This window comes from Planococcus glaciei (assembly GCF_900099655.1).
Lineage (GTDB): Bacteria > Bacillota > Bacilli > Bacillales_A > Planococcaceae > Planococcus > Planococcus glaciei.
On record NZ_FNDC01000012.1, the window covers coordinates 111,250 to 136,844 of the forward strand.

At 47.4% G+C, this 25,595-nt stretch carries 25 protein-coding genes and 2 riboswitches; of the genes, 8 read left to right on the forward strand and 17 right to left on the reverse strand.

All coding sequences use genetic code 11. The annotated features are described in order from the left end of the window. Positions 1–228: 228 nt before the first annotated feature. From BLQ32_RS14620 to BLQ32_RS14645, 6 genes are all read right to left on the reverse strand, one after another. On the reverse strand, positions 229–1,308 hold the full coding sequence (locus BLQ32_RS14620; protein ID WP_074510943.1) for an iron-containing alcohol dehydrogenase family protein: 1,080 nt from the start codon (positions 1,306–1,308) through the stop codon (positions 229–231). Between the two features lie 15 nt (positions 1,309–1,323). Continuing rightward, a complete protein-coding gene (locus tag BLQ32_RS14625; protein WP_074510909.1) occupies positions 1,324–2,142 on the reverse strand; it encodes a MetQ/NlpA family ABC transporter substrate-binding protein in 819 nt (272 codons plus the stop codon). A 19-nt stretch (positions 2,143–2,161) separates the two neighbouring features. Next, positions 2,162–2,833 carry a methionine ABC transporter permease gene (locus tag BLQ32_RS14630; protein ID WP_074510910.1) on the reverse strand — a complete coding sequence of 224 codons (672 nt, stop codon included), beginning with the start codon at positions 2,831–2,833 and terminating at the stop codon, positions 2,162–2,164. Next, the gene (locus BLQ32_RS14635) at positions 2,823–3,836 is read right to left on the reverse strand and encodes a methionine ABC transporter ATP-binding protein (protein WP_074510911.1); all 1,014 of its coding nucleotides are present in this window, start codon (positions 3,834–3,836) and stop codon (positions 2,823–2,825) included. Before BLQ32_RS14635 ends, BLQ32_RS14630 begins: the two co-directional genes overlap by 11 nt. Positions 3,837–3,907: 71 nt before the next feature. Further along, positions 3,908–4,015: riboswitch (SAM riboswitch) on the reverse strand. Positions 4,016–4,119: 104 nt separating this feature from the next. Further along, positions 4,120–5,133: a tetratricopeptide repeat protein gene (locus BLQ32_RS14640; RefSeq protein WP_074510912.1), complete on the reverse strand. Its 1,014-nt coding sequence runs from the start codon at positions 5,131–5,133 to the stop codon at positions 4,120–4,122. Between the two features lie 315 nt (positions 5,134–5,448). Beyond that, entirely contained in the window at positions 5,449–6,489 is a 1,041-nt protein-coding gene (locus BLQ32_RS14645; RefSeq protein WP_074510944.1) for an LLM class flavin-dependent oxidoreductase, read from the reverse strand. 369 nt (positions 6,490–6,858) lie between these two features. On the opposite strand from BLQ32_RS14645, the gene BLQ32_RS14650 reads away from it, so the two are divergent. Next, positions 6,859–7,593 (forward strand): Bax inhibitor-1/YccA family protein, encoded by a 735-nt coding sequence (locus BLQ32_RS14650; RefSeq protein ID WP_074510913.1) that lies wholly within the window; start codon positions 6,859–6,861, stop codon positions 7,591–7,593. Between the two features lie 176 nt (positions 7,594–7,769). Here BLQ32_RS14650 and BLQ32_RS14655 read toward each other — a convergent pair whose 3' ends face one another. Both BLQ32_RS14655 and BLQ32_RS14660 read right to left on the reverse strand, forming a co-directional pair. After that, positions 7,770–8,732, reverse strand: coding sequence for a PfkB family carbohydrate kinase (locus BLQ32_RS14655; protein ID WP_074510914.1), 963 nt, complete (start codon positions 8,730–8,732; stop codon positions 7,770–7,772). Between the two features lie 125 nt (positions 8,733–8,857). Then, positions 8,858–10,312 carry a glycoside hydrolase family 32 protein gene (locus BLQ32_RS14660; RefSeq protein WP_074510915.1) on the reverse strand — a complete coding sequence of 485 codons (1,455 nt, stop codon included), beginning with the start codon at positions 10,310–10,312 and terminating at the stop codon, positions 8,858–8,860. 497 nt (positions 10,313–10,809) lie between these two features. Next, positions 10,810–10,917, forward strand: a riboswitch (TPP riboswitch). A gap of 99 nt (positions 10,918–11,016) precedes the next feature. On the opposite strand from BLQ32_RS14660, the gene BLQ32_RS14665 reads away from it, so the two are divergent. Genes BLQ32_RS14665 through BLQ32_RS14680 form a run of 4 tightly spaced genes read left to right on the forward strand, consistent with a single transcriptional unit; the run spans position 11,017 to position 14,349 of the window. After that, the gene (locus tag BLQ32_RS14665) at positions 11,017–11,616 is read left to right on the forward strand and encodes a YkoF family thiamine/hydroxymethylpyrimidine-binding protein (protein WP_074510916.1); all 600 of its coding nucleotides are present in this window, start codon (positions 11,017–11,019) and stop codon (positions 11,614–11,616) included. After that, positions 11,609–12,190: an ECF transporter S component gene (locus BLQ32_RS14670; RefSeq protein ID WP_074510917.1), complete on the forward strand. Its 582-nt coding sequence runs from the start codon at positions 11,609–11,611 to the stop codon at positions 12,188–12,190. Before BLQ32_RS14665 ends, BLQ32_RS14670 begins: the two co-directional genes overlap by 8 nt. Next, a complete protein-coding gene (locus BLQ32_RS14675; protein WP_244890370.1) occupies positions 12,177–13,613 on the forward strand; it encodes an ABC transporter ATP-binding protein in 1,437 nt (478 codons plus the stop codon). The genes BLQ32_RS14670 and BLQ32_RS14675 overlap by 14 nt, the downstream gene beginning before the upstream one ends. Then, positions 13,594–14,349: an energy-coupling factor transporter transmembrane component T family protein gene (locus BLQ32_RS14680; protein ID WP_074510919.1), complete on the forward strand. Its 756-nt coding sequence runs from the start codon at positions 13,594–13,596 to the stop codon at positions 14,347–14,349. Before BLQ32_RS14675 ends, BLQ32_RS14680 begins: the two co-directional genes overlap by 20 nt. A 203-nt stretch (positions 14,350–14,552) precedes the next feature. On the opposite strand, the gene BLQ32_RS14685 is transcribed toward BLQ32_RS14680, so the two are convergent. From BLQ32_RS14685 to BLQ32_RS14710, 6 genes are all read right to left on the reverse strand, one after another. After that, positions 14,553–15,068, reverse strand: coding sequence for an FmdE family protein (locus BLQ32_RS14685; RefSeq protein ID WP_074510920.1), 516 nt, complete (start codon positions 15,066–15,068; stop codon positions 14,553–14,555). Positions 15,069–15,134: 66 nt separating this feature from the next. Beyond that, positions 15,135–15,428, reverse strand: a complete 294-nt coding sequence (locus tag BLQ32_RS14690; protein ID WP_074510921.1) for a hypothetical protein — start codon at positions 15,426–15,428, stop codon at positions 15,135–15,137. A gap of 578 nt (positions 15,429–16,006) precedes the next feature. After that, a complete protein-coding gene (locus tag BLQ32_RS14695) occupies positions 16,007–16,831 on the reverse strand; it encodes a GNAT family N-acetyltransferase (protein ID WP_074510922.1) in 825 nt (274 codons plus the stop codon). A gap of 64 nt (positions 16,832–16,895) precedes the next feature. Then, positions 16,896–17,318: a sporulation protein gene (locus tag BLQ32_RS14700; protein ID WP_036803264.1), complete on the reverse strand. Its 423-nt coding sequence runs from the start codon at positions 17,316–17,318 to the stop codon at positions 16,896–16,898. A 62-nt stretch (positions 17,319–17,380) separates the two neighbouring features. Next, entirely contained in the window at positions 17,381–18,568 is a 1,188-nt protein-coding gene (locus BLQ32_RS14705; RefSeq protein ID WP_074510923.1) for an AI-2E family transporter, read from the reverse strand. A 59-nt stretch (positions 18,569–18,627) separates the two neighbouring features. Continuing rightward, positions 18,628–19,572, reverse strand: a complete 945-nt coding sequence (locus BLQ32_RS14710) for an LCP family protein (protein ID WP_074510924.1) — start codon at positions 19,570–19,572, stop codon at positions 18,628–18,630. Positions 19,573–19,722: 150 nt separating this feature from the next. Here BLQ32_RS14710 and msrA point away from each other — a divergent pair, with 150 nt between their 5' ends. Next, complete coding sequence (gene msrA / locus BLQ32_RS14715; protein ID WP_074510925.1) at positions 19,723–20,259, forward strand: peptide-methionine (S)-S-oxide reductase MsrA; 537 nt, start codon at positions 19,723–19,725, stop codon at positions 20,257–20,259. Between the two features lie 129 nt (positions 20,260–20,388). Here the strand turns inward: msrA and BLQ32_RS14720 are convergent, their stop codons facing one another. The 3 genes from BLQ32_RS14720 to BLQ32_RS14730 are packed head-to-tail and all read right to left on the reverse strand — an operon-like array spanning position 20,389 to position 23,250. After that, entirely contained in the window at positions 20,389–21,102 is a 714-nt protein-coding gene (locus BLQ32_RS14720; protein ID WP_074510926.1) for a YjjG family noncanonical pyrimidine nucleotidase, read from the reverse strand. A gap of 21 nt (positions 21,103–21,123) precedes the next feature. After that, positions 21,124–22,077 (reverse strand): magnesium/cobalt transporter CorA, encoded by a 954-nt coding sequence (gene corA / locus BLQ32_RS14725; protein WP_074510927.1) that lies wholly within the window; start codon positions 22,075–22,077, stop codon positions 21,124–21,126. After that, positions 22,078–23,250: an MFS transporter gene (locus BLQ32_RS14730; RefSeq protein WP_083335353.1), complete on the reverse strand. Its 1,173-nt coding sequence runs from the start codon at positions 23,248–23,250 to the stop codon at positions 22,078–22,080. 88 nt (positions 23,251–23,338) lie between these two features. Here BLQ32_RS14730 and BLQ32_RS14735 point away from each other — a divergent pair, with 88 nt between their 5' ends. Next, entirely contained in the window at positions 23,339–23,572 is a 234-nt protein-coding gene (locus BLQ32_RS14735) for a hypothetical protein (protein ID WP_074510928.1), read from the forward strand. 182 nt (positions 23,573–23,754) lie between these two features. Next, positions 23,755–25,362 carry an ABC-F family ATP-binding cassette domain-containing protein gene (locus tag BLQ32_RS14740; RefSeq protein WP_036803243.1) on the forward strand — a complete coding sequence of 536 codons (1,608 nt, stop codon included), beginning with the start codon at positions 23,755–23,757 and terminating at the stop codon, positions 25,360–25,362. Positions 25,363–25,595 lie beyond the last annotated feature (233 nt).

The following is a 25,595-nucleotide window of genomic DNA, read 5'->3' on the forward strand; positions in this document are numbered from 1 at the left end:
CTTTATTCCCTTTTTATAAGTTTCGCTATACTTTTCAAAGCGTTCGTAAAAGTACACCTTTCCGAACGCTCTAATTCTGCTCCAAAAACCCATAAAAAAACGTCCGTAAAAGTGCTAAAACACTTTACGGACGTTCACTTTTTCGCGAAGAAGTTTAAGAACAGCCTTCAGATTCTAAAAGCATATTATACATCAAGTAGATTCCTATCACTGAACTGCTTAGCTCACTCACGCAGTTACCGTTTCTTCAATTTCCTTCATCACAGCAGCGACTTCCGGTGCTGTTATTGGTTCTTCCCTTAACACATGAATTGTTTCGCCCTCGCGTGTAGACTGGATGGCAATGTCTTCGATCCACTTGCTCGGAATGCCCACTTCTTTCAGTGAAGCCGGCAATCCGATTTTTTGATAGAACACTTTCAGCCGTTCCACTTCACCGTTTTTGCCTTCAAGCAGCAATTGGACCAGGACGCCGTAAGCCACTTTGTCGCCATGCAAGGCGTGGTGCGATTCCGGTGAAATGGTCATGCCGTTGTGGATGGAATGGGCACCTGCCGTGCGGCCGAATTTGTCGCCGAACCCGCCGACCATGCCGCCCGCCATAATGATCATTTCGGCCACTTTGATAAAGGCTTCTGACAACCTGCCTTGTTTCGCATCCTGAATGGCAACTTCCGCATGTTCAAACATTTCATCGGCACAGAGCTTCGCGGTATAATGGGCGATTTTCAAGGCAAGCGGCGGGTTATCGAAGCGACTGATCTGAACGTCTGCTTCGTACCATTTTGCGATGGTGTCGCCAATTCCCGCGACCAGCAGCGGTACCGGAGCGCCGAGCAGAACGCGCGGTTCAACCAAAAGCAGATCAACGCTGCCCGGGAAAATGGTGTAATGGGTCATCGTCCCTTCTTCGGTATAGACGACACTAAGCGGTGTCCACGGCGCGCAGTTAGAGGCAAGTGTCGGAATCAGCACCGACTTGATGCCGGTGTCATGGGCGACGGCTTTTGCAATATCGAGCACTTTGCCGCCACCCGCTCCGATAATGGCGTCCGCACCGATAGCTTTTGCGATTTCCGCCACCCGGGCAATTTCAGGGAGCGAGCATTCCCCATGGTAATTTTCAAAGGCTACTTCAACTCGTTCCAGTTTTGGAAAGAACGGACGCAGCGCTTCCCACGACTTGCTGCCAGTCAGGAGCAACACTTTGTTGATATTACGCGCCAACAGTTTGTCCTCGAGTCCTTCGAGAACATGGGTATTGCAGATATATTCAGCAGGCGCGCCTTTTACGATAATGTCTTCCACAAACATTCTCCTCCCTTAGCGGTTGGCCATCCATTCCGGTTTGCCGAAGCCTTCAAAATCAGAATCGATCAATGCTTCAAATTCCGGCGATTCCACAATTTCGACTAAGTCTTTTGACAGCTGTGTATCTTTGTTTTCTGTTTTCACTGCGACCAAGTTGCGGTATTGGTCTGGCATATTTTCAAGTACCAGTGCATCCAGCAAGTTCATGTCAGCTGCCAAGGCAAAGTTTCCTGGCACGGCTGATAAATCAGAGCTTTCCACTGCACGCGGCAAGCCGCCTGCTTCGATCGGCTGGAACACCAGGTTTTTCGGGTTTTCCTGTATGTCTTTTTCTGAAACCGTCAATTCTTCCGCTGCCGGATCAAGTGTAATCAAGTTGTTGTCCTGCAAGACCAGGAATGTGCGGGCTGCGTTTACCGGGTCGTTCGGAATTGCAATCGTCGCTCCGTCTTTGATGTCTTCCAATGAGTTAAAGACATTCGAGTAAATGCCCATTGGCGCTGTCGGCACCGTAATCAGGCCGGTCAAGTCCATGCCGTTTTCTTTTGAGAAGTTTTCCAGGTACACCGAGTGCTGGAACAAGTTGGCGTCGAGGTCACCGTTGTCCAAAGCGTTGTTTGGCTGAATGTAGTCGCTGAATTCCACGATTTCCACTTCGTAGCCTTTTTCTTCAAGCGCCGGTTTGAAAGCTTCGTTCAGCATGTCGCTGTATGGGCCGGCGGTTCCACCCAGTTTGATGGATTTCGAGTCGGCGCTTGATTCTTCTTCTCCGCAAGCTGCAAGAATTGTGAGTAAAACGAGTAGGATTGCTGGCAATAAAAATTTCTTCATGTGAGTTTCTCTCCCTTTTTTATCGTTTGTCTATTGCTTTTGACGTCCAGTCACCCAATTGCTGAAGGATTTGGACGAGAACAATTAAAATGACGACGGTGACGATCATGATCGTGTTGTCATAGCGGTAATAGCCGAAGCGGATCGCCAAGTCGCCGATGCCGCCGCCTCCGACAACGCCGGCCATCGCAGAATACGCAACGAGTGAAATGATGGTGATTGTAATCCCTTGGACAATGCCGGCTTTTGCTTCCGGCAGCAGAACGTCTTTGATGATCATCCACGGGGTGGCTCCACAAGCAACGGCTGCTTCAATGACGCCTTTATCGATTTCACGCAGTGAAGTTTCCACAATGCGGGCGAAAAACGGAATCGCCGCAACCGACAACGACACGCTGGCTGCCGCCGGCCCGATGGTCGAATCCACCAGCATCTTTGTCAACGGGATTAACGCCACTAGCAAGATGATAAACGGAATCGAGCGGATCATGTTGACCACAAAACCCAATACCGATTTCACAAAACGGTTTTGCAAAAACAAGCCTTTGTCGGTGACAAACAACACGATGCCAAGCGGCAAGCCAATGACGATGGCAATCGCAAGTGAGACGCCGATCATATACAAGGTTTCACCGAACGCTTTCGAGATGTCCGGCCACAATTCCATCATATGCTGAAAATCAAATCCCATTTGATATCACCTCCACAGTTGCTCCCCGGCCTTCCATATAAGTGACGGCACGGTGGATATTGTCTGGTCTTCCCTGGATTTCCATCAGGAACAAACCGAGCGGCTTTTCCTGGATGTACTCGATTGAGCCATGAAGGAAATTGCCTTTGACATCGAAATGCTGCACCGTATCGGTGATGATGCCTTCTCCAGCAACTGCGCCCTTGAACTGCACTTTGATGACGCTGCCGGTGCACGCTGCCAGAATCGGCTGCGGCACATCAAACGACACGACCGAAGAGATGAATTCCTTTGTGAGTTCCGCTTTTGGATCCGAAAATAAATCGTAGACGTCGCCTTCTTCGATGACCCGGCCGTCCTGCATGACCGCCATGCGGTCGCAGATTTCCTTGACGACATTCATCTCGTGGGTGATGAGAACGATGGTGATATTCAGTTCGCGGTTGATCTTTTTCAGCAGCCGCAAAATGGAAAGCGTGGTATTCGGGTCGAGTGCGGATGTCGCTTCGTCACACAACAGCACCGATGGATTATTCGCCAGCGCCCGGGCAATGCCCACACGCTGCTTTTGCCCGCCGCTCAGCTGCGCGGGGTAGACGTCCCGTTTATCCGTCAAGCCGACCATCTCGAGCAGTTCGTCGACCCGTTTGGCGATCTGGTCTTTTGGCAGCTTCGCCGCTTTCAAAGCGAAGCCGACATTCTCCCCGACCGTTTTTTGGCTGATCAAGTAGAAATGCTGAAAAATCATGCCGATCTTCAGGCGCGCCTGGCGCAGCCTTTCACCTTTCAGCTTGGTGAGGTCAAGGCCGTCCACTCGGATTTCGCCGCTTGTCGGGCGCTCTAGCAAGTTCATGCAGCGGAGCAGCGAGCTTTTTCCTGCCCCCGAGTAGCCGACGATGCCGAACACTTCGCCTTCGTTCACGGTCAGAGAGACATTGTCCACGCCGGTGACGGTGCCTTTTTTCGTTTTGTAGTCCTTCGTAAGATTCGTGATGCTGATCATGGTGGGGTCCCTCCTTTTTTGGCCATTAAAAAATGCCTCTTTCATTTAGAAAGAAGCACCATAACGGAATAGGTTTATCTCTCAGAATGAAATCATTCTGCAGGAATTAGCACCTTACAGATCACTCTGTAGGTTGCTGGACGTCATCGGGCCTGTCCCTCAGTCTCTCTTGATAATGTTCCTTATGTAATTGGTTTTAACTTGGTTCTAATAGTAGTCAACATTTTGGCTGCTGTCAAACCTTTTTTTGAAAAATATCAATTATTGAATTTCATTTTTTCTCTTACAAGGACAATTCTTCGTCCACGCGGTCAGTCACAACAAACGGCATCGAACCGTCAAAATAAAAGCCGTAATCCTCGTCTTCTGCGGTTTTGATTGCTGAAGGAATTTCCATTTCCATCAGCAATTGCTTCACTTCTGCCATTACCAGCAAAAACGTTTCTTCGGGAACGCCGGTAACCACATGCGTGAACAAAAAATAGTCTTTCAAAGCCAAGGGCGTGGCAGCTTGCCCTTTACGGGTCTTGACGAGCAGGTAGCGAAGCAGGTTTGCCTGTACCGGCGCCATTTTTTCGGAAATGCCGTTGTAAGTCAAGACGGCGCCGAATTTATTGAACTTCAGTGAAATGACATCCTGCATCGGCGCTTCGACGCTTTCTTCTTTCGAACAAAGCACGGAACCGAACGGTGTGGTAATGCGGTAAGCCTGGCTCTTCAGCATGCCATCGTTGTAGCAAAGCTGGGTGGACAGCGAAGTAGCATTCTCAGCGCTGGCCATAAAGTCCATGGCCGGCACTTCGCCCTGGATCGCCGGATGGAGCGCGCAGTTGGTGATATACAAGACGGCGCGGCTGATTTGCTCCGCATTCAGCAAGTAATGCTCATCGGTATAAAACGTCTGGCTGTAAAGCGCTTGCTGGAAATAGGCCGCCGCATCAGAGAATGCTCCTGAACGGTAAGCCAAAAACCCCAAACGGTAAGCAGCGATCGGGTTTTGCGAGTCATAGGAAAGAACTTTTTTCAGGACTTTCTCGGAATCTTCGTAAATGGTGCGGTCACTGTCAGAAACAGGAGGGCCGTAGCGCAACAGGTAAGACACCAACTTTTTATTGATGAAGGTGTAATAGTCACGGTAATCTTCATCCTCTTGCACTAGCGCTTCTAATTGGCGGTGCATGGCCTCATACACTTCTATTTTAGAATAGCTTAAATTGCCGAGCCTCGTTTCACCAAGGCCCAGCAGTTCCTGCTCTAATTCTTCTAGTTCTTCTAAACTGATTCCCTGAAAGCTCATGACGTTCCTCCTGAACAAAACTAATCGACTTGGAATTAATAAAAAACCTCTATATTAAACACATTTATGATTTATTCAAAAATAAAATAAGATAAATTTTACATTTATAATAAACTTGCATCGTTTTTTATGATACCAATGCCAAGAAAGATTAACAATAGGGCTAAAGATAATTTTATTGTAAAAGAATTTTATAAGTTCTTCAAAACCATGTCTTTTTCCCTACTAAATCAAAAGCATCCCTAGCTTTCCTTTTTGGAAGCTGGGACTGCTTTTAGCAACAGTCTTTGGATCGTCAAAGACTTTGACTTCATTCTAGACCGGTGCCACCATACTGCCAATTTCTTTCTCAAGAATCGGCACTACTTGAGCAGCCAGCATTTCGATGTTTTCCTGCACCTTGCCGAACGGTATGCCGCCAATATCCATTTGGGCCATAAAGCGCCTGTGGCCGAACAATTCATGCTGCCGGAGTATTTTCTCCGCAACGTGTTCCGGGCTCCCGACAAACAAAGCGGTTTCCGGACCCGCTAACTGTTCAAAATCATTCCGTGTCATTCGCGAGCTCATTCCGCGCTGGCGATTGACGTAGTACCAGTAGTTGGCATAGTACGGATAAAACTCCTCTTTCGCTTGCTCTGTAGTTTTTGCCAGGTAAGCGTGGCCGGTCACCCCGACTTGTAACGATGCGGGCGAATGGCCCGCTTCGATTCCCGCCTGCCGATAGATATCGACAAGCGGCTTAAACCGTATGGGATCGCCTCCAAGAATAGCAAGCGCCATTCCGACGCCCATGCGTCCGGCGCGGGCTGCACTTTCAGGCGTTCCGCCAACCCCAATCCAGATGGGCAGTTTGCTTTGCAATGGCCGGGGCGCAATTTCCGCGCGCTCTATCGGTGATCGGAATTTACCTTTCCACGAAACGATGTCGCTGTCGTTCAGTTTCATTATTAACTCCATATGTTCACTAAAGAGCTCATTATAGTCTTTCATGCTGTATCCAAACAGAGGAAACGATTCAATGAAAGCTCCTCGGCCAGCCAAAATCTCAGCACGGCCGCCGGAAACCAAATCCAAAGTTGCAAAGTCTTCGTACAACCGGACCGGATCAAGTGTACTCAAGACGCTGGTCGCACTCGTCAAGCGGATTTGTTCGGTCGCTTGGGCAATTGCAGCCAGCACGACCGCAGGCGAAGAAACCGCATAATCCAGGCGGTGATGCTCACCTACCCCGAAGATATCGAGGCCAGCCCGGTCCGCCAGTTTCCCCGCTTCTATAATTTCGTCCATCCGCTGTTTGGGGCTGATCATTTCTCCTGTCAGGGGATTCGGTCCGATATCCGCTAACGTGTACATTCCGACTTCAAAGCCTTGTTGTTTTAATTTAACCACTTAATTCGCTCCTTCTTACGCTGCCGTCCGCAACGGCAAATTATTAGTTACTTTATGTAACTTACTATATTATGATTATCCAATGATGTCAAACCTTCGTCTTGCGGAACCAGCTTTTTGTGCCGTTCCCCTTTTTTTATGGACACAACTGCAACACAATATTTAAAAAAAGTTCTGCTAAAATCTGATTGAATGAAACTTTTGCCGCGTTCCATACGTAACAACAACAAAGAAACATTTTCAACGATTTGAACTTAATTTCACAAGGGTTTGATTCCCTGGAATTTAAGGAATACTATGAACCTGTTTTAAAATCCAAAGGAGACGATCGATGTGAGAAGTGGAAATCCGAGTTTGAAAGATGAAGTGTTTGAAAAAGGCGGTTATGCCAGTTCCGGCCGCACGATGACCATTCAAGGAACGGTCAATAAGACGTTCATATTATTGCTTTTGGTATTGGCAACAGCGGTCTATTCCTGGAATCAGTACCTCAGCAATCCTGAAACCATCCTGCCCTTGATCCTGGTCGGCGGCATCGGCGGCTTTGTCGTCGCGATGGTTACGATTTTCGTGCCGAAAGCGGCTCCGTTTACAGCTCCGCTTTATGCACTGCTGGAAGGTTTGTTCATCGGGGCGATTTCGGCCCAGTACGAAGTGCAATACGGGGGCATCGTGTTCCAGGCCGTCCTGTTGACCATCGGAGTGCTTTTGAGTTTGCTGCTTGCCTATAAGTCCGGATTCATCAAAGTGACGCAGAACTTCCGCTTGGGTGTAGTCGCTGCGACCGGCGCGATCTTCGTTGTGTATTTGATATCGTTTGTCGGCAGCTTTTTCGGCTTTAACATTCCGCATTTGCATGAATCGACGCCGCTTGGCATTATCATCAGCATCGTCATTGTCATCATTGCCGCACTGAATCTGGTGCTGGATTTTGATTACATCGAAAATGCTTCCGAAAAGCGCGTTCCGAAATATTTTGAATGGTACGGAGCCTTCGGCCTGCTGGTAACGCTCGTTTGGCTGTATCTTGAAATTCTTCGTTTGCTTGCTAAATTGCGCGACAGATAAAACAGCGGATAACAAAACAGCCAATTTCCCTCGTTTCAGAGAGGAAATCGGCTGTTTTTAGTTTATCTAAAAATGCAGCGCCTAAAAATCGAACTTAAAGCTGTGGGTCGCGCTTGCTTAAGCGCGGCGGCTGCATCCAACACCTAATAAGCCAAGTCTTGCTTCCATTTTCTGCTTCAAGCTCTTCCATCAAGCAGCTGAGTAGCCTCGTCGAGAGAAGGGATTGCCGGTATCGCACCTTTTTTAGTGGTCCCCAAAGCCGCGACCGCATTGGCGAATAAAATCATGGTTTCCAGCTCTTCAGCTTGTATTGCTTCCCACGAAGCATCTTTCTGAAGAAATTGATGCAAAAAAGCGCCGAAGAACAGATCGCCTGCTCCTGTAGTATCGATTGTATCCACTTGGAATCCCGCAATGTGTCCCGTACCTTTTCCAAATCGGTAAAAACAGCCTTTAGCCCCCAACGTAACTAAGACAATTTTTATTTTGAATTTCTCCAACAAAAAGCGAGTCCCTTCTTCCAGGTCATGGATGCCCGTAGTAAACTCCAATTCTTCATCAGATAGTTTCAAAACATCCGCATACTGCATGCCTTCAAGGATCGTTTCTTTTGCCTGGCTTAAACTTTCCCATAGCGCCGGACGCAGATTTGGATCATAGGAAATTAAAACACCTTTCGCTTTTGCCGCTTGCAGTGCCTTTAATGTGGCCGTCTTGGCCGGTTCATGCGTCATAGAAAGCGAACCGAAATGAAAGATCTTTGCCTGTTGCACCAATTCAACATCAACTTCCTGTTCCTGCAGCATGATGTCAGCTCCAGGAGAACGGTAGAATTGAAAAGAACGGTCGCCGTCTTCCTTCAGATGCACAAATGCCAATGTGGTATTTACATCTTTTGAATAGATTAAGCCTTGTGTATCAATTCCGTTTTTCCGGAGCGTCTCCCCTAAAAAAGAGCCGAATTGGTCCTTCCCCACTTTTCCTATAAAAGCGGTTGTTGCATGGAATTTAGCCAGTGTCGCAAGAACATTCGCGGGTGCTCCGCCAGGGTTCGATTCAAACAAGGCATTTCCATTTGCCGACTTTCCGGCTGGTGTAAAATCAATCAGAAGTTCACCAAGTGCAACGACGTCATACATAAAAACCCCTCCTTAGTTATAGCTTCAAATGCGTGCCGTGAACCCCGAAAATAAAAGCTGTTGCATCGCTGTACGGGCCTTAATGCAAAACCATCGGCCGAAACTGCTTCGGCCGATGGTTTTCGTTACAGCTCTTTCGGATTTCGCAAATTCCACTTTTCAAGTGTTGCATCCACTCGTCCATCTGCAGTGATGAATACATCCACATCAGTTGCTTCGGCAAAGAACCGGGCCGTAAAGACTTCCTCTCCTCCATTGACAAACAGTTCAATCGAGCTGGTATCGAGGAAGATATGAAGGTCTTCAAGCTTGTCCAAAAAGCAGCTTCGGCTTTCAATCTTGCCGTCGATGAACCGCTTTCTTTCTAAAGTCAAGCGCTTCATATGCTGGATATAGACGATGGACAAGTTTTTACGGATTTCGATTTTTATGGTATCGGCTTGATTTTCGTGGAAACAGGCTTTGATTTCACTGACTGTTCCGGCCAGTTCCGGCCAAGTCTTTGTTTCATCTTCGATGCTTGTTCTGCACTGGAACCCATTTTCTTCCCGCAGCTTTTGGAGTTCTTGCACCGGCTTTTGAATGATCCGGTTGTTTTTCAGTTCGATTTCCCGGGGGATCGTCAAGGCATGCACCCAGCCTTTTTCAATGGTTGGCTGGTGAGTTTCCTGCTCGTCGGTCATGCCCATCCAGCCCAGCATGATTCTTCTCCCCAGCTGATCGTGAAACGTTTGGGGGGCATAGAAATCAAACCCCCGGTCCAGTTCAATAAATTCGCCGTGCGGAAACTCAGTGGTCCCGACATTCCATTTCCCGACAAAGTATCCTGATTGAAACACATTGTGGTAAAAGCTTTCTTTTGCTTCCAACCCCTGAGGCGACACGATCAAGACGTCGTTTCCATCCAGTTCAAAAAAATCCGGACATTCCCACATATAGCCGAAATCAACCAAACCGTTAATCCGGTTTCCGGCAAGCGTTCCTTTCAGCTCCCATTCCTTCAAATCAGATGAAGCAAACAGGACAACGGCACCTTCCTGAGAAAAGGTCTGCGCCCCTATGACCATGTACCAGACGCCGTCTCGTTTCCAAACTTTCGGATCCCGGAAATGGGACGTGTATCCTTCCGGCAGCAGAACCACAGGGCCTTTTTTCTCGAAAATAAACCCGTTGTGCGAAACGGCCATGCATTGATACGTTTCAAGTATGTTGTTGTCATGTCCAACGTTCCCGCTGTAGAACAGCACCATGTCTCCATCAACTTCAACTGCACTTCCGGAAAAACATCCGTCTCTTTCATACCATTCACTCGGAACGAGCGATGGCGGGTGTTCTTGCCAATAAATAAGGTCTTGGGATGTGCAGTGGCCCCAGCATTTAGCTCCGTGTACAGTCCCGAACGGATTCCACTGGAAAAACACATGATAGGTGCCTTTATACTGGATGAGTCCATTTGGGTCATTCAGCAAGCCGACCGCAGGCATTAAGTGGTATTGCAGCCGGTGCGGATCGATGTGCTTGTCTTTTTGGTAAGTTTCTAGTGTATGATTCAACCTTTCAAACCAGTTTATAGTATTCATGGCAAACTCCCATTTTTTTTATAATTTTTAATTGGCCTTCCCCTAAGCCATTAATCGTTGGTTTCCTTGGAGTTTATACGTCCAGCTTCTATTGTCAAAATCCCCCGTCAATCCGGAAAAATGATATTTCTTTATGAGCTGCTGTCTTCAGCTTTCGTTTTTTTATCTCTTCTTAGCCCTTAAGATGAAATCAAAAAAATCTACGCATTCTGAAGCTGCTTTCTGCATGTCAATTCCCCCTTATTTTTTATTATCTTTCTTACCTAATCATACGGCTAAATGATTTAAAAGTTTCATAATAGTTAAAAAAATAACACATTTTATTTAACTTTGTGACTATATAGTTACAATATATTAGAATTTTTCGTTTCCCCGTCAAAATTCAAAAACAGGTAGTTGGCAACAAGCAAAATCGAAATCCCCTTTACTTCCTCCACCCCTTCCGCTACACTAGACCCATCGGGGCAAACCCCGGATCACAAAAAACTGCATACCGTTTTCTGCACTGGGGGTGCCCGATTTTCGGCTGAGATGCAAGCGCAAGCTTCGATCCCTTATGACTCGATCCAGGTAATACTGGCGTGAGGAAGTGCGGTGACTTTCCGCAATTGGATCTTTCTTGAATTTAATTGTTATGGAATAGTGGCTGCATCTTCACGGATGCAGCCTTTTTTTGTGCAATTTTTTGAGGAGGAGAATTTATTATGGAACCACTGCAATGCGGCACAAGCCCGATTGTCGGATTTCGCTTTTCTTTGCATCCGATGACCGGCAATTTTATCAAGGTAATTAAAGGGGCTTTAAACGAAACGGACACCTCGAACGTCTGGATGCATACCGATGACGTCTCGACGGTCATCCGCGGCAAACAAAACCACGTCTTCAATGTGGCGAAAGCACTTACGCTGCATGCAGCCAAGACCGGTGAGCATGTCGCATTGTCCGGAACGTTTTCAATCGGCTGTCCGGGAGATTCTGCAGGCGACGTCTACTTGGATAAAGACGACGTGCTGCTGAATACCGATGAAACGAAACAATACGTGTCTTCTCAATTTGCGCTATATCCGATGAACAACCCGGATTACATGGCCGTCATTTACCGTGAAGTCGACCGTGCCAAAGAGCGAGGCGTCTTTAACGAATCGATGCATTACGCGAGCGGCATCCACGGCGATATCCATGAGGTCTTCGCGTTTTACGAAGAAGCATTTACGAATGCCTGCTCCGAAGAGCACCGCCATTTGGTCATGACGGTATCCATGAGCATCAACAGCCCGTCGCATAGAGGCATTAAAGATGCTTAAATCCTGGAAGCTGAAAGAAGTTGTGCTGATGTCGCTGTTTGCCATCGTGTTTGGCATCGTCTATTTGCTGTTTGTCCATCTTTCGAATATCTGGGCCGGCATTATCGGACCTATCGCCTATGAATGGCTGTTCGGCATCTGGTTTATCGTGTCGATCATTTGCATGAACATCATCCGGAAACCAGGAGCTGCCGTGCTGTCGGAATCGATGGCGGCGGCGATTGAAGTACTGCTTGGCAATGCAGTCGGTCCGCGTCTGCTGTTGTCTGGCATTGTCCAGGGACTCGGAGCGGAAGCGGCGTTTGCAGTGACCGGATACAAGCATTTCAATCTGGCCGTGTTTATGCTGGCCGGCGCCGGTTCTGCCGTATTCAGTTTTGTGTACGGCTATTTCATCTCAGGCTACGCAGCGCTTGACCCCTCATTTGTGGCCTTGATGTTTACGCTTCGCGTCTTAAGCGGCATGATCATCGCCGGCATCGGAGGCAAATACATTTCAGACGGCTTGCTTGCGACCGGTTCGCTCCGCGGTTACGCGATTGCCCGTGCGGAAAAAGGTGATGCCGGTGCATGAGCCGGTGTTTTCATTGAAAAATACCCATTTTCGTTTTCCGGATGACCAGGAAAACATCCTGAAAGATCTCACATTCGACATCTTTCCGGGAGAGCGCGCTGTCATATCCGGCCCGAGCGGCTGCGGCAAAAGCACTTTGCTGTATTTACTAAACCGGTTGTATCCGCTGAACTGCGACGGAATTCTCAGCGGCAGCATCCGCCTGTTCGGAAAAAGAGCAGAAGACTATGCCCCCGGAGAAATCAATCACCGGGTCGCAACCGTGTTCCAGGACCCCGACTCCCAGTTTTGCATGCCGACCGTTGAAGCAGAACTGGCGTTTACACTGGAAAACCTGCATGTCCCTTTTAAGGAAATGGAGAGCCGGATAACGGATGTCCTCTCATTGACCGGCTTAACGCCGCTTCGCCATGCGGTAATCCAGTCATTATCCGGCGGCATGAAGCAGCGCGTGGCAACTGCATGTGCGTTGATCATGAAACCCGAAGTGCTCTTGCTGGATGAACCCATATCCCACCTCGATCCCTTAACAGCCAAGCAGTTTATCGCCTGGCTGGACGGGTTGCAGAAACAATTTGGGTTGACGATTGTAGCCGTCGAGCACCGCCTTGATCTTTGGGAATCATTTTTCGGCCGCGATATTCAACTGGACGCAGACGGCCACATTCTCGCCGACCAGCGCTTTGCCCCAAGAGCTTCAGTGAAATTCCCGAAACGGAAAACTGCCCTTCAAACCGACCGTTCTTTGCAGGTTTCCGGACTTTGCACTAGTGTTAACGGCAAAAGCTTGCTCCATCCGCTTTCTTTCTCCCTCCAGCGCGGCGAAGTCACGGTCGTTGCCGGACCAAACGGCAGCGGAAAATCGACTTTGCTGAAAACGCTGTGCGGCATCTACAAAAGTTCAGGTGGCACCGTCGAATCGGACGGCATCGGCTACGTGCCGCAATCGCCTGAGTACCTGTTTCTGACGCAGCGAATTAAAGATGAAATAGCGTATTCGGGTTCATCCTCTCCAAAAGAAATCCAGGATTTAATGGAGCGCTTACGGTTAACGGACATCCAAAACGCGCATCCGTTCGCTGTCAGCCATGGGCAAAAACGGCGGGTCGCAATCGCCGCAATGCTTGCAGACAAACGGCAAGTCCTGCTGATGGATGAACCGACTTCCGGACAGGACGCTGCGGCGTTGCAGGCATTAGCGCAATTGATTGCAGAACGGGCAAACGAAGGCATTTCTTTTTTGATCGTCACGCATGACATGGAATTTGCAGCGGCCGTTGCCGATTTTGTACTACTGATCAAAGACGGTTCATTGACTGGGAAATTCGTATGTGAGGAATTATGGGCTAATGAAGAATTGCTGGCGTCGCATCATTTGCTTGCGCCAAAAGGAGTGAAGCTTCGTGCGGAATCTTTTGCATGACATGAACCCGTCCGTGAAATTCATTGCAGTGGCCTTGTCAATGATGACCATCGCCTTTTTCTTCAATCCCTGGACACCGCTGATTTTCTGGATGGGCGTTTTACTCTTCCAAGTTTTCCTGAGCCGGCTCAATTGGAAAGTATGGGCGCTGTTCATGCTGCCGTTTACCATCGGCGCTTTCGGCTATTTATGGACGACTCTCTTATTCGGGACAGAAACGGGAGGCCAGATCATCTGGTCATTTGCCGGTTTGGATATCACCGCTGAACAACTGGAGACAGCTCTGTCCCTATCTTTCCGCGTCTTGGCTTTTTCCACTTTGTCGCTGATGTTCGCGTTCACAACCGATCCGGTAAAATTTATCATGAGTTTGATGCAGCAATTAAAATTATCGCCGAAACTTGCATACGGGATAATGGTCGGATATCAATTCCTGCCGGTCATGAAAGACGAATTTACCCAAATCCAGCAGGCCCAGCGATTGCGCGGAGCCGTCGAGGAAAAGAATGCATTGAAGCGCCTGCTCGATATGCGGCGAGTGCTGATTCCGATGCTTGCCGGTGCTGTCCGAAAAGCGGAACGGTCCGCTTTCGCCATGGAAGCCCGCGGCTTTACCGGCGAAGCGAGAACCGACTATTACCAACCCATCCGGATTGGCCGCATTGATTTTTGGATGTCTGCCCTTTTTGTACTGCTGCTGGCTGCCAGCTGCCTGGGCGGGATCTGGTTAAGCTGAAGGAAACAGGAAGTGAAAAGTTAACGCTTTTCTTTTCCTGTTTTTTCTTTTAGCATCTTTTGCTTCTTGTTGCTGGTTTTGAATTTATTTAATTACCCTTATGTAGTTTTATACAAATACTACTCGCTAAAAAGACTACATAATATAATTATGAAATAAAAAAACCAACCGCTTTCAGTTGGTTTCTTTTTTATTTGCGCTCTTTAGCGGACGTTGACTAATTCGTCCAAAGGCAGTTCCAGCGCGCGCAAGCATAATTGTTCTTTCATTTTTTCGAACGCTTCGTATTCTTCCAGTGTAAAAACTTCTTCTCTTCCTTTTTTCAAGAACTCATAAAACACCGTCGGAAGGAACTCTTTTTTCAAACTAACTTCCACTTCTTCCCCGGATTTGCGTTTGAACACAAATGCGTAAGACGTCGGCCGATATGGATCATACTGTGCCGTCGGATAAGCTGGATCCACTTCATATTCCCCGCGCGTAGCAGCGCGCGTAATGAATTCAAACGCATCCCGGAATCCCGGTCCGCCGTGGCCGGCCAGAATAGAGATGTCGCTGCGTTCCGGCACGTCTTCCCCGTAAAGCGCTTCAAACGCTGCTTCCGCCATGCGATATGCTACACCAATCGCCATATAAGCCCGTGTGCCATGGAACTTCCGGATGTCCTGAAATTCGATTTCCAGCAAATCTTCGCGGTCGTAAATTTGTAGTTTCTTCATAATGTAAAACCTCCATTGGATAAAGTCCTTTTCCTTGGAAAAGGCAGATGCCATGCTTGATGCGTTTCACTCGCTTTCATGTTTTTTCTTTTTATTGATCCAGTAAACCAATAATGCTATAAAACAGACTGCAAGGACTGTTATCCAATTCACTTTTCCGTCTTCAGCCTCTACGTCTGCTTTGACTAAGGTCCCGCTTTTAGTTTCTTCATTTATGTATTCAATCGGCTCTTCACTGCCATCTGCCACATTGCCAGTGTGAAAAACAGCACTGGAAACTATTTCTTGGTTTGAGCCAAGCGCAGAAACCGGGACAGACCAGAAAAAACTCAGCGCCAGCATCAAACTTAATTTCTTCATAGCATCCACTCCAATCTTTGCAAAGCACTTCGGCCAATTCATATATTGTTTCTGAGTAAAGTCAACTTCAGCTGAAATTATTTCTTTAATTCTAAAATGGATATTCCAGCTAAATCTCTAACCAGGAAAGCAATTTAGCTGCGTTGTTACAAGGAATGTTTTCATCCATCCATGCCATTATTCAACGTCCAGTTATAAATCCTCCTTTACTCAATTAATTGATAATGATTATCACTCTCATTTATTGTAGCGTATATTTTATTTTGAAACAACCAATAAATAAGAATCGTTTCTTTTGGTTTAAACCAATTGAAGCGTTTCTGCGTCAATCCTAATCAATTAGAGAATTGCTCAGTTTTTTGATGTTTTGTTAGATTCTTTTTTTTAAAAATTTAGCCCGTCGCTGCTGGCGTTTTCTAAAAGTTCAAGTAGGTTATATCTCTTTTCTTCAATTTTCTTGTTGACTGGTTTTATTTCAAAAATTAACCTTATGTAACTTTCTACATTTATTACGAAAAACCCCTTGCCTTTTCATGCCAATGAAAAAAGCATCTGCAGAATTGACCGCAGATGCTCGCTTATTGCAGGGCTTCGCTTTTCACAACCGCTTTATGATAAACCAGCTGAAAACCGTTTTTTTCCATGTTTCTTGCGGAAACTGTATTGGGCTCGGTTGTTACCGTGGCATGCGTACAGCCTTTTGCTTTCGCGTACCTAAGCCGTTCTTCGATCAAACGGTTCTGATAGCCCTTTCCCCGGTATCCTGGCACTGTGCTGGCCAAAAACAATTCTGCCAGCTGCCCGTCAATTGCCAAGGTTCCCCCTGCGACGCTTATGCCGTCTTCTTTCAGCAAAAATCCGGTATTGCCAGGGACTTCCAAAAAGGCGCGCGCCGCTTCCATCGTCTCTTCGCTCACTGTCTGCTCTTTGGAAATGCCGAGTGCCACTGTCCATGCCCATTCATCGCATTCTTCGCCTGCCGCTTTTTGAATCGTCCACGCATTAGGTGTTTGGCGGATCTCCACAGCTTCCCAAGATTCAAGTTCAAGTACCCAGACTGCCAAGAAACGTTCAAACGTATAATGCCGCTCCTGCAGCATCGCTGTCAGGAGCGGATCGCAAAACGGCGTCAATTCAAACCGGGCATGCGAAACCCCTCTTTTGTTGCGGATGAACTCTTCAATCAGCTCCACATCCCTTTTCACAAGCGAATCTTCCATGCCGAATCCAACGCCGAAACTTACACTCCCTGTGCAGAAAAAATCGCCTTTTCCTTCGAGCGATAAACAAGCCGAATTGGCGAAAGGGTTCCGTTCAAGCTGCTTTTCAATATAGTCTTTCGTTCCTTTTCTTTTTATGTACTCGATTTTCTTTGCCAGTTCTTTGTTATTAACGAGTACCATACAAAACACCTCCAAAAAGTCCAAAAGGCATCCAAATTGAAATTCAATTTGAATGCCTTTCTTTTTAAAGACTATCTGTCGTTCCATACGTAATTTCATCTTCGTCGTGCACATCTACACCATTGTTGACATGGACAATCGTCCGCAGAATCAGCTTTCCTTTGGGATTTTCCAAAATCCAGCGTTCATCCGGCACAATTTCAAATTGATGCATGACTGCAGCTTTCGATTTGACCGAACCGATAAATTCGAGCGATTGTTTGGCGACAATGTTTTCAATGACATCAAAATCACTGTCTTCCCGGTAATTTTCAATTTGCTTAATCACATTTAGCTCAATGAATTCAATTTCCTGGTCGCTGTTGCCGCCGGTAAAATAGACCGTTCCATTCAATGTCTCGCCTTCTTCTAAATGTGGCCTTTCTACGACTGTATTGACTTTCAGTGAACCAATCCCAATAGAGCTAAGAAATTGTTTAAAATGCATAAAGTTGCACCCTCCAGTATTTACTAGTCCTTCTTTACCACTGTTAAGCTTTTTCTAAACCGTTACTGCAATTCGGTATAATCGTATTGATGGTCCAGATTGGATTCATGTTTGTTGTAGCGCCGTTTGAACAATTTGTAGAAATGGGCTACGAGCACTTTCAGAATGGCATAAGCCGGAATTCCGAGAATGACCCCCGCTATGCCGAACAAGGAACCGGCGGTCAGCAAGACAAATATGATCGTAATCGGATGGATGATCATCGTTTTCCCCATAACTTGCGGTGAAATCAAATTGCTCTCAAAAATCTGGACAATGGTCCAGACAATGCCGACTTTCAACAGCATGAACGGCGAAATGACGATGCCGACAATGGCAGCCGGCGTAAAAGCGATGGCCGGGCCGATATAGGGCACCACACTCGTCACTCCGGCCAGGAAGCCGAACAGCAGCGCATAGTCCAGGCGGATGATCAGGAAGCCGATGTAAACCATTACCCCGATAAAGATGCCGACAATGATTTTCCCTTGGATATAGGCCCCGATTTGGCGGTCCGCTTCACGAAATACCGATCTCGTATCATCACGGAAACGCGGAGGCATCAATTTCAGGATATATTCAGGGAATTTTTCACCGTCTTTCAGCAAGTAAAACAAGATAAATGGCACAATGATGATCGAGAGAACGACCCCCGTCACGGTGCTGATAAAATCCGTCAGCCGCGCCAGCAATCCGGTTGCGGTTGTTTGGAACGTTTCATTGAACGTTGTTGGCAGCGTCGTCAGCAGTTGTTCGATATTAAAGCTCGAATCCACATAGTAATCGCCGACATAGGAAGTGCGCAAAAAAGCATCCAAATTGGTCAATAGCTGCATGAAGTAATCCGGAAACTCCATGATCAGCCGCTGCGTCTGTTCGCGCAGGAATGGCAGCACCAGGACGATAAGCAAGGTGACCAAGCCTGTCAACGCCACAAAGATAATGACAATTCCCCAAATCCGCGGGATTTTGAGGCCCTCGAGCATCCGAAGAATCGGCCGCAGCAAGTAATACAGCACGAGCGCCAAGATGACCGGCAGGAAAATGGTCCGCATAAACAACAGCAGCGGATCAAAAATGAACGACACTTCCCGGAAAATGAAAATGACCAAGCCGATCAGCACTAAAGCGATCAAGGTGAATAAAGTATTGGTTCCTCCGAGAAAACGGATAAAATTCGTATTGAAAAAAGATTGTTTTTCCGTCTCCATGCCACTCCTACTTTCTTTAAAATTCGTTATGCTACTATTTTAGCATATTATCTGACATTTTAATTAAGTGGTTGGGACAAAAATTCAGAAAGGGCTTGCCGGTTTTGCTCCACATCGATTTCCAAAACAGCTCCTGCATCCGGGTAGCGGGCATCCCAGAACGTACCTTTGACAGGTACCGTCAAGCGGCCGATATCACTTTTACCGCTCTTGGCAAGTTCGATGGCAAGCTTCACCTGGTCGGATGTCGGCAGATCGGTCTCGATATAGCCTTGAACCGCTCCTGCCAGTTTTGGATATTTAGGAATTGCCGAAACGCTGATCATTTCATCTTTTAACGCGGCCAAAACCTGCTGCTGGCGGCGCACGCGCCCAAAGTCGCCTTCATTGTCTGCACGGAAACGCGCATAGCCCAGCAGTTCTTTGCCGTTTAAATCATGGACGCCTTTTTTCAAGGAAACGCCGATTTTTTCGGACATGTCTTTTTCAACATCGACTTCCACACCGTTAGGCGCAGCTATGTCGACCATTTGCTCAAAGTTCGCAAAATCGATTTGGGCTACGTGATGGATTTCAACGCCAAACATTTCACGCAGCGTATCAGCGAGGAGATTGGCGCCCCCCAAGTAATAAGCCGTGTTCAATTTATACGACTGGTATCCCGGAATATCTGCATAAATATCGCGCATGAATGAGGTCAGTTTTACTTCGTCTGTGTTTTTATTGTGCGACATCAGCATCATTGTATCCGAACGAGACTTTTCTTCCCCGCGGGAATCCACACCGATGATCAAGATATTCTGGAAATCCGCATTCTCCGGGTCTCCGTCAAATTCCATTTTAGGCAAATCTGTATTTTCAGCTAGTTTGTATCCACTTTGAAATTGCACAACAGCATAAATTCCAACTGCAACAATCGCCAGCAACAGCAGGAATAAAATGCCTCTGAATCGAAGCCTTTTTCTTTTGCGCCGGCTCCGGCTTGGCTTGAGTTCTTCTTCCATAATCTACACGTTCCTTTCTAGTTGATGCCTTACATGGGACGTCATAAGGCATGAAGAAGTTTCTGCTCAACTATTATAAACATATTTATTGTCGTAAAACAGTGGGAATGGTAAGATTTTTTCTATATTAAGGCGAAAGGAGCCACCTATATGACAGAAAAAGCTACATTTGCAGGCGGCTGCTTCTGGTGCATGGTCAAACCGTTTGACCAATTCGACGGCATTGAACGCGTCGTTTCCGGCTATACCGGCGGCCATGTTGAAAACCCGTCCTACGAACAAGTTAAAACCGGCACTACCGGCCATTTGGAAGCAGTGGAGATTACTTTCGAGCCCGACGTTTTCCCATACGAACAGCTGCTTGAAATCTTTTGGCAGCAAATCGATCCGACCGACAACGACGGCCAGTTCCAGGATCGCGGCTCCCAGTACCGCCCCGCCATTTTCGTGCATAATGAAAAACAGCATGCGCTGGCAGAACAATCAAAACGCGGCTTGGATGCAAGCGGCCGCTTCAAAAAACCGGTCATCACCGAAATCCTTGACGCCGGTCCGTTTTATGCGGCCGAAGATTATCATCAGGATTTCTACAAGAAAAATCCGGAACACTACAAAGAAGACCGCGCCGTTTCCGGCCGCGATGAATTTCTCTCTGAAACCTGGGAGAAAACCGAAGCCAACAATTGAACCGGTGTTTTCGAACAGTGCGAAACCTTTTAGGGTTTTGCACTGTTTTTTTGTAAATTACGCATAGAGGCCAGAAAGTTGGGCATAAATCGAAAAGGCGTCCCATTTGCTGGACGCCTTTTCTTCTATTTATAAACTATTCAATGCGATTTTTGTGCCGCGAACAATTTCCCGCAGTTCCAGCAGCTCCCGGATTTCGTAAGTTGGCCGGATGGCTGTGGGATTTTCTTTGCCAAACGGGTTGTACCAGCAGGTATCGATGCCGTAATTATGGCCGCCTTGGATATCCGAGCTCAATGAGTCGCCGACCATCAGTACGCCTTCTTTTGATGACAGACCAAGCTGTCTGAACGCATAATCAAAAATTCCGCTATGCGGTTTCTGGTAGCCCGTTTCTTCTGAAATGATCACATGCTCAAAACGGCTGCTGAGCGTGGAATTCTGGATACGCGCTTTCTGCACTTCCCCGAAGCCGTTAGTGATCACTGCGAGTGTACAGCCTTCGAGGCTTTCCAGCAGTTCATCCGCACCGGGCATCAAATGCGATTCCTGGCCAAGGAAATCCAGATACAATTTTGAAAAAGCTTCGGCGCTGATGTCCAGCTGGTGCTCCAAAAATAAACGCTTGAAACGTTCGATGCCCAAATCGCGGATGGCAATCTTGCCATGTTCCAGGTCCTGCCAGAGCACTTGGCTGATTTTTCGGTAGCTGCCGTGGTAATCCGCGAAGCCGGTCGGCAAATCGTGTTCTATAAATGTATTATGCAATGCAGCCGTTTCGGATTTTCTGAAATCCATCAAGGTATCATCGATATCGAAAAGAATCGTCGTGTATTGTTTCATGGCTCGTACCTTCCTTATCCGTTAATCGTTTTCAAACCATCCTTTGGAATAAAACCAGGCGAACATGCCGGTTCCGAGAAGCAGCATCACCGTCAACACGGCAAAATAGCCGCCGTTCCATTCCAATTCCGGCATGTGCACAAAGTTCATACCGTAAATGCCGGCAATGAATGTCAACGGCATGAAAATGGTCGTGATGACCGTTAAAGTTTTCATGATATTGTTCATGCGATAAGAGTTCAGTGAAATGTAATTGTCGCGGATATCGGACGTCAGTTCACGGTTGGAATCGATCATTTGGCTTAATTTGATCAAATGGTCATAGATGTCCTGAAAATAGGCGCGTTTATGCTCCTGCAGGATAAACCGCTTGGATTCCAGGATCCGGTAAACCAAGTCCCTCGTCGGCACTACGATTTGCCGCAATTTGAACAGGTCGCGCCGCACCGTAAATGTGGTTTCCATAATCGTCTTGTCCGCTTTTTTCACCCGGTCGGCGTCTTCGATGGTCGCCAGCTGGTCTTCCAGGTGCTCGACCAGCGGGAAAAAGGAATCCACTACTTTATCCATCAGTTTATAGGTCACTTCCACCGGCTTAAACTGCCCGTGTGCACTTGGCGGACTGAAATAATTCCATGTCAGATTGACTTCTTTCAAATCCTGAAAATGGAACGAAACGATAAAATTATCTCCTATAAAAACATCGATTTCCTGAGCTTCCAAGGTTTCCGGATCAAGCGAATGAAAAACCAGGAAATTCATATCGTCGTAATACTCGAGCTTCGGCCGCTGGAGCGAGTGGATGCAGTCTTCAATCGCCAAAGGGTGAAATTTGAAATGGCTGCTGAGCAACCCGATTTCTTCGTCGGTAGGGTCGACAAAATCGACCCAGTACCACTTCATCACTTCTAATTCCGCCAAAGGCGGATCGAAAACCATCTTATTTTGTTGGTTGATTGCTTGGATTCGGATCATTTAGTTTCCCTCGCCTTTTTTATTCAGCAATAATGCACAAACTGCCAGCACCAGGATGTAGCCCAACAGCAGATTTAACGTGATGTCATGCGTGCCGTAGCGGTCATACAGGAAGCCGATGCCAAAAGGCATGATGCTGGAAATGATATAGCCCCCAGACTGGATCATGGCCGTCCAACTATTGACGTCATCGGCCCGTGTGTTTTCATCAAGCGGCATCAACAGCGCTATCGGGAACAAGCCGCCAAGCGTAATGCCAAGCAGCACGGCCGCAAGCCAGATAAAGGCAGTCCCTTCAATCATCAACAGCAAAATGCCGGCAGCACCGGAGATAAGCAACACAAACGTCCAAAGAAGGCGGCTTGGAAATTTGCCCAAAAGCGCCGGAATCGATAAATTGCCAACCAGCTGGACCAGAGACATGACCGTTAAGACAGCACCGGCCGCCAAAATATTCATGCCTTTATCGCTCGCAATCGGCGCAAGCCAAGTTATCAATGAGAAAAACAAAGCAGACTGGAAAGCGAAAAACAGCAGCATAAGCCAAGCCCGCTTGTTTTTCCACGGAGAAAGGACCGGCTCTCCCCTGACTTCAAGTGCATCGCTTTCCGGTTCTTCCACGCGCTGCCAGAGAATCAAGGCCGCAATGGCAAGCAAGCCCCAGCTCGCTAATGCCAGCGGCCAGTCGAGAATCGTATAAAACACTCCCGTCAGTCCGGAACTGAGTGCTGCGCCAAGCCCCATCCCGAACGAATAAACGCCGATCAAAGAAGCCGTCCGTGTGGGGAAATTTCGCTTGATCATGGCGGACAAGAGTGGGCTGATGATAGCAATCGCCAGGCCGATGAAAAAAGCACTGGCAAGCAGCACGGGGTATGACGGCACAAGACCGCGGACCAGCGTCAATGTGCCAATGACAATAATTAAAATCGAAATTGAACGTTTCATGCCGAATTTCCGGTTAAACCCTACCGCGAGCGGTGCAAACAGCCCCATGCAAAATACCGGGACAGAGGTTAACAGGCTGATCTGGCTATTGGATAAGGCCAAATCGGTGCGGATCGTTTCAAGCAGCGGGCCGATGGAAGAAATGGCAGGCCGCAAGTTCAGCGAGACGAAAAAGATGGCCAAGACCATCAGGCCAAGCACCGATTTTTTGGATGGTGCAGTCACAAATCATTCCTCCTTGAGCAATTCGGTCATACAAACTTGTGTTCCCGGACACGAGCCATTAAAATGGATGTGAAAGGCGGGCACAAGAATGAAAATCGTAAACTGGAGCTATGCAAAACGCTATAACATCAAAGCCATTTTCGACGAATTTCCCCACGTGGTGGTGGTGTTCCGTCAAATTGGCGGCTACTATTTCATCTTCTCGATGAAAGGCTTAACCAAAGAACATATCCCGACGCGCAAAGACTATGTGCGCATGGAATATTTACTCAATAAAGATCTCGGGCTACTTGAAGCTTATAAAGAACGCAAATATAAATAACCCCCCTCAGTGCTTGATGGGCCGGCACCTCTTTTGGCTCTCCAAATTTCAGAGGTGCTTGTTTCAAAGGCCGTCTCAGTTTTCCCTTTTTAAGTTTATCCCAGACCGCTGCTGAATGCTATCGATTTTAACAGCATTCATGGTATACTATTCTTATTGTGAAATTTGGGAGGTACGTATAAATGATAGCAGTAAATGATGTAAGCCTTCGCTTTGGCGACCGCAAACTTTTTGAAGATGTAAATATCCAGTTCAACCCGGGGAATTGCTACGGCTTGATCGGTGCCAACGGTGCAGGAAAATCGACATTCATCAAGATTTTGTCCGGTGACCTGGAAGCGCAATCGGGCAACGTAACAATGGGATCCGGCGAGCGTTTGGCCGTCCTGAAACAGGATCACTTCGAATACGAAGAATATCCGGTTCTAGAAACGGTTATTATGGGGCACAAAAAACTTTATGAAATCATGGCTGAGAAAAATGCCATCTATATGAAAGAAGACTTCTCCGATGAAGACGGCATGCGCGCCGCTGAACTCGAAGGTGAATTCGCTGAACTGAACGGTTGGGAAGCTGAATCCGAAGCCGCTATTTTGCTTCAGGGCCTTGGCATTTCCGAAGGCCTTCACGACAAAAAAATGGCTGAATTATCCGGTTCAGACAAAGTGAAAGTTTTGCTTGCGCAAGCGTTGTTCGGCAAACCGGACGTCCTTCTTCTGGATGAGCCGACGAACCACTTGGACTTGAACGCCATCAAATGGCTGGAAGAATTCCTGATCAACTTTGAAAACACCGTTATTGTCGTATCGCATGACCGTCACTTCTTGAACAAAGTATGTACGCATATTGCCGACCTTGATTTCGGAAAAATCCAGTTGTATGTAGGGAACTACGACTTCTGGTACGAATCAAGCCAGTTGGCTACCCGTCTGGCAGGCGACCAGAACGCCAAGAAAGAAGAAAAGATCAAAGAACTTCAAGCGTTTATCGCCCGTTTCTCTGCGAATGCTTCCAAATCGAAGCAAGCTACTTCCCGGAAGAAAATGCTCGATAAAATTGAGCTCGACGACATCCGCCCTTCTTCCCGCAAATACCCATTCGTCAACTTCACCATCGGCCGCGAAATCGGCAATGACGTGCTGACAGTGAGAGACCTTAGCCAAACTGTTGACGGCAATAAATTACTGAACAACATCAGCTTTAATATGAACAAAGAAGATAAAATCGTCTTGATCGGCGATCCGCTTGCAAAATCGGCGCTTCTCCGCATCCTGGCTGAAGAAGACGAGCCAGCTGAAGGATTGGTCCGCTGGGGTGTTACCACTTCACGCGCTTACTTGCCAATCGACAACTCCGCTTACTTTGAAGGCAGCGAGCAATCGCTGGTAGACTGGCTTCGCCAATACTCACCGGAAGACGAAAGCGAAACGTTCCTGCGCGGCTTCCTCGGCAGAATGCTGTTCTCCGGCGAAGAAGTGAAAAAGAAACCTTCTGTCCTTTCCGGTGGAGAAAAAGTCCGCTGCATGCTATCGAAAATGATGCTGTCGCATGCCAACGTGCTGCTTTTGGATGAACCGACCAACCACTTGGATTTGGAATCCATCCAGGCGCTCAACAACGGCATGATTGCATTCAAAGGTGCGATGGTCTTCACTTCACATGACCATCAGTTTATCCAAACCGTTGCAAACCGTGTGATTGAAATCCGCGAAGACGGAAGCATCCTCGACAAGCAATTGACTTACGATGAATTCCTTGAGTGGAAAGAAACGCAAGGCATAACGAACTAATAAACGAAATCCCGCCTGCCGAAATCCGGCAGGCGGGATTTTTTCATTTGTTGAAGCAGTTAGTAGGCATAGCAAACAGGTTGCTTACTTTTGCTGAGTTGCAGAATTTACTTGCGCATTTCCTGGTAAAAGGATTCACCCAATCGAGTAGGAGGGAGTGATTAACTCCCGACCTCTCACACCACCGTACGTACCGTTCGGTATACGGCGGTTCAATTAAGATGGATGACGCA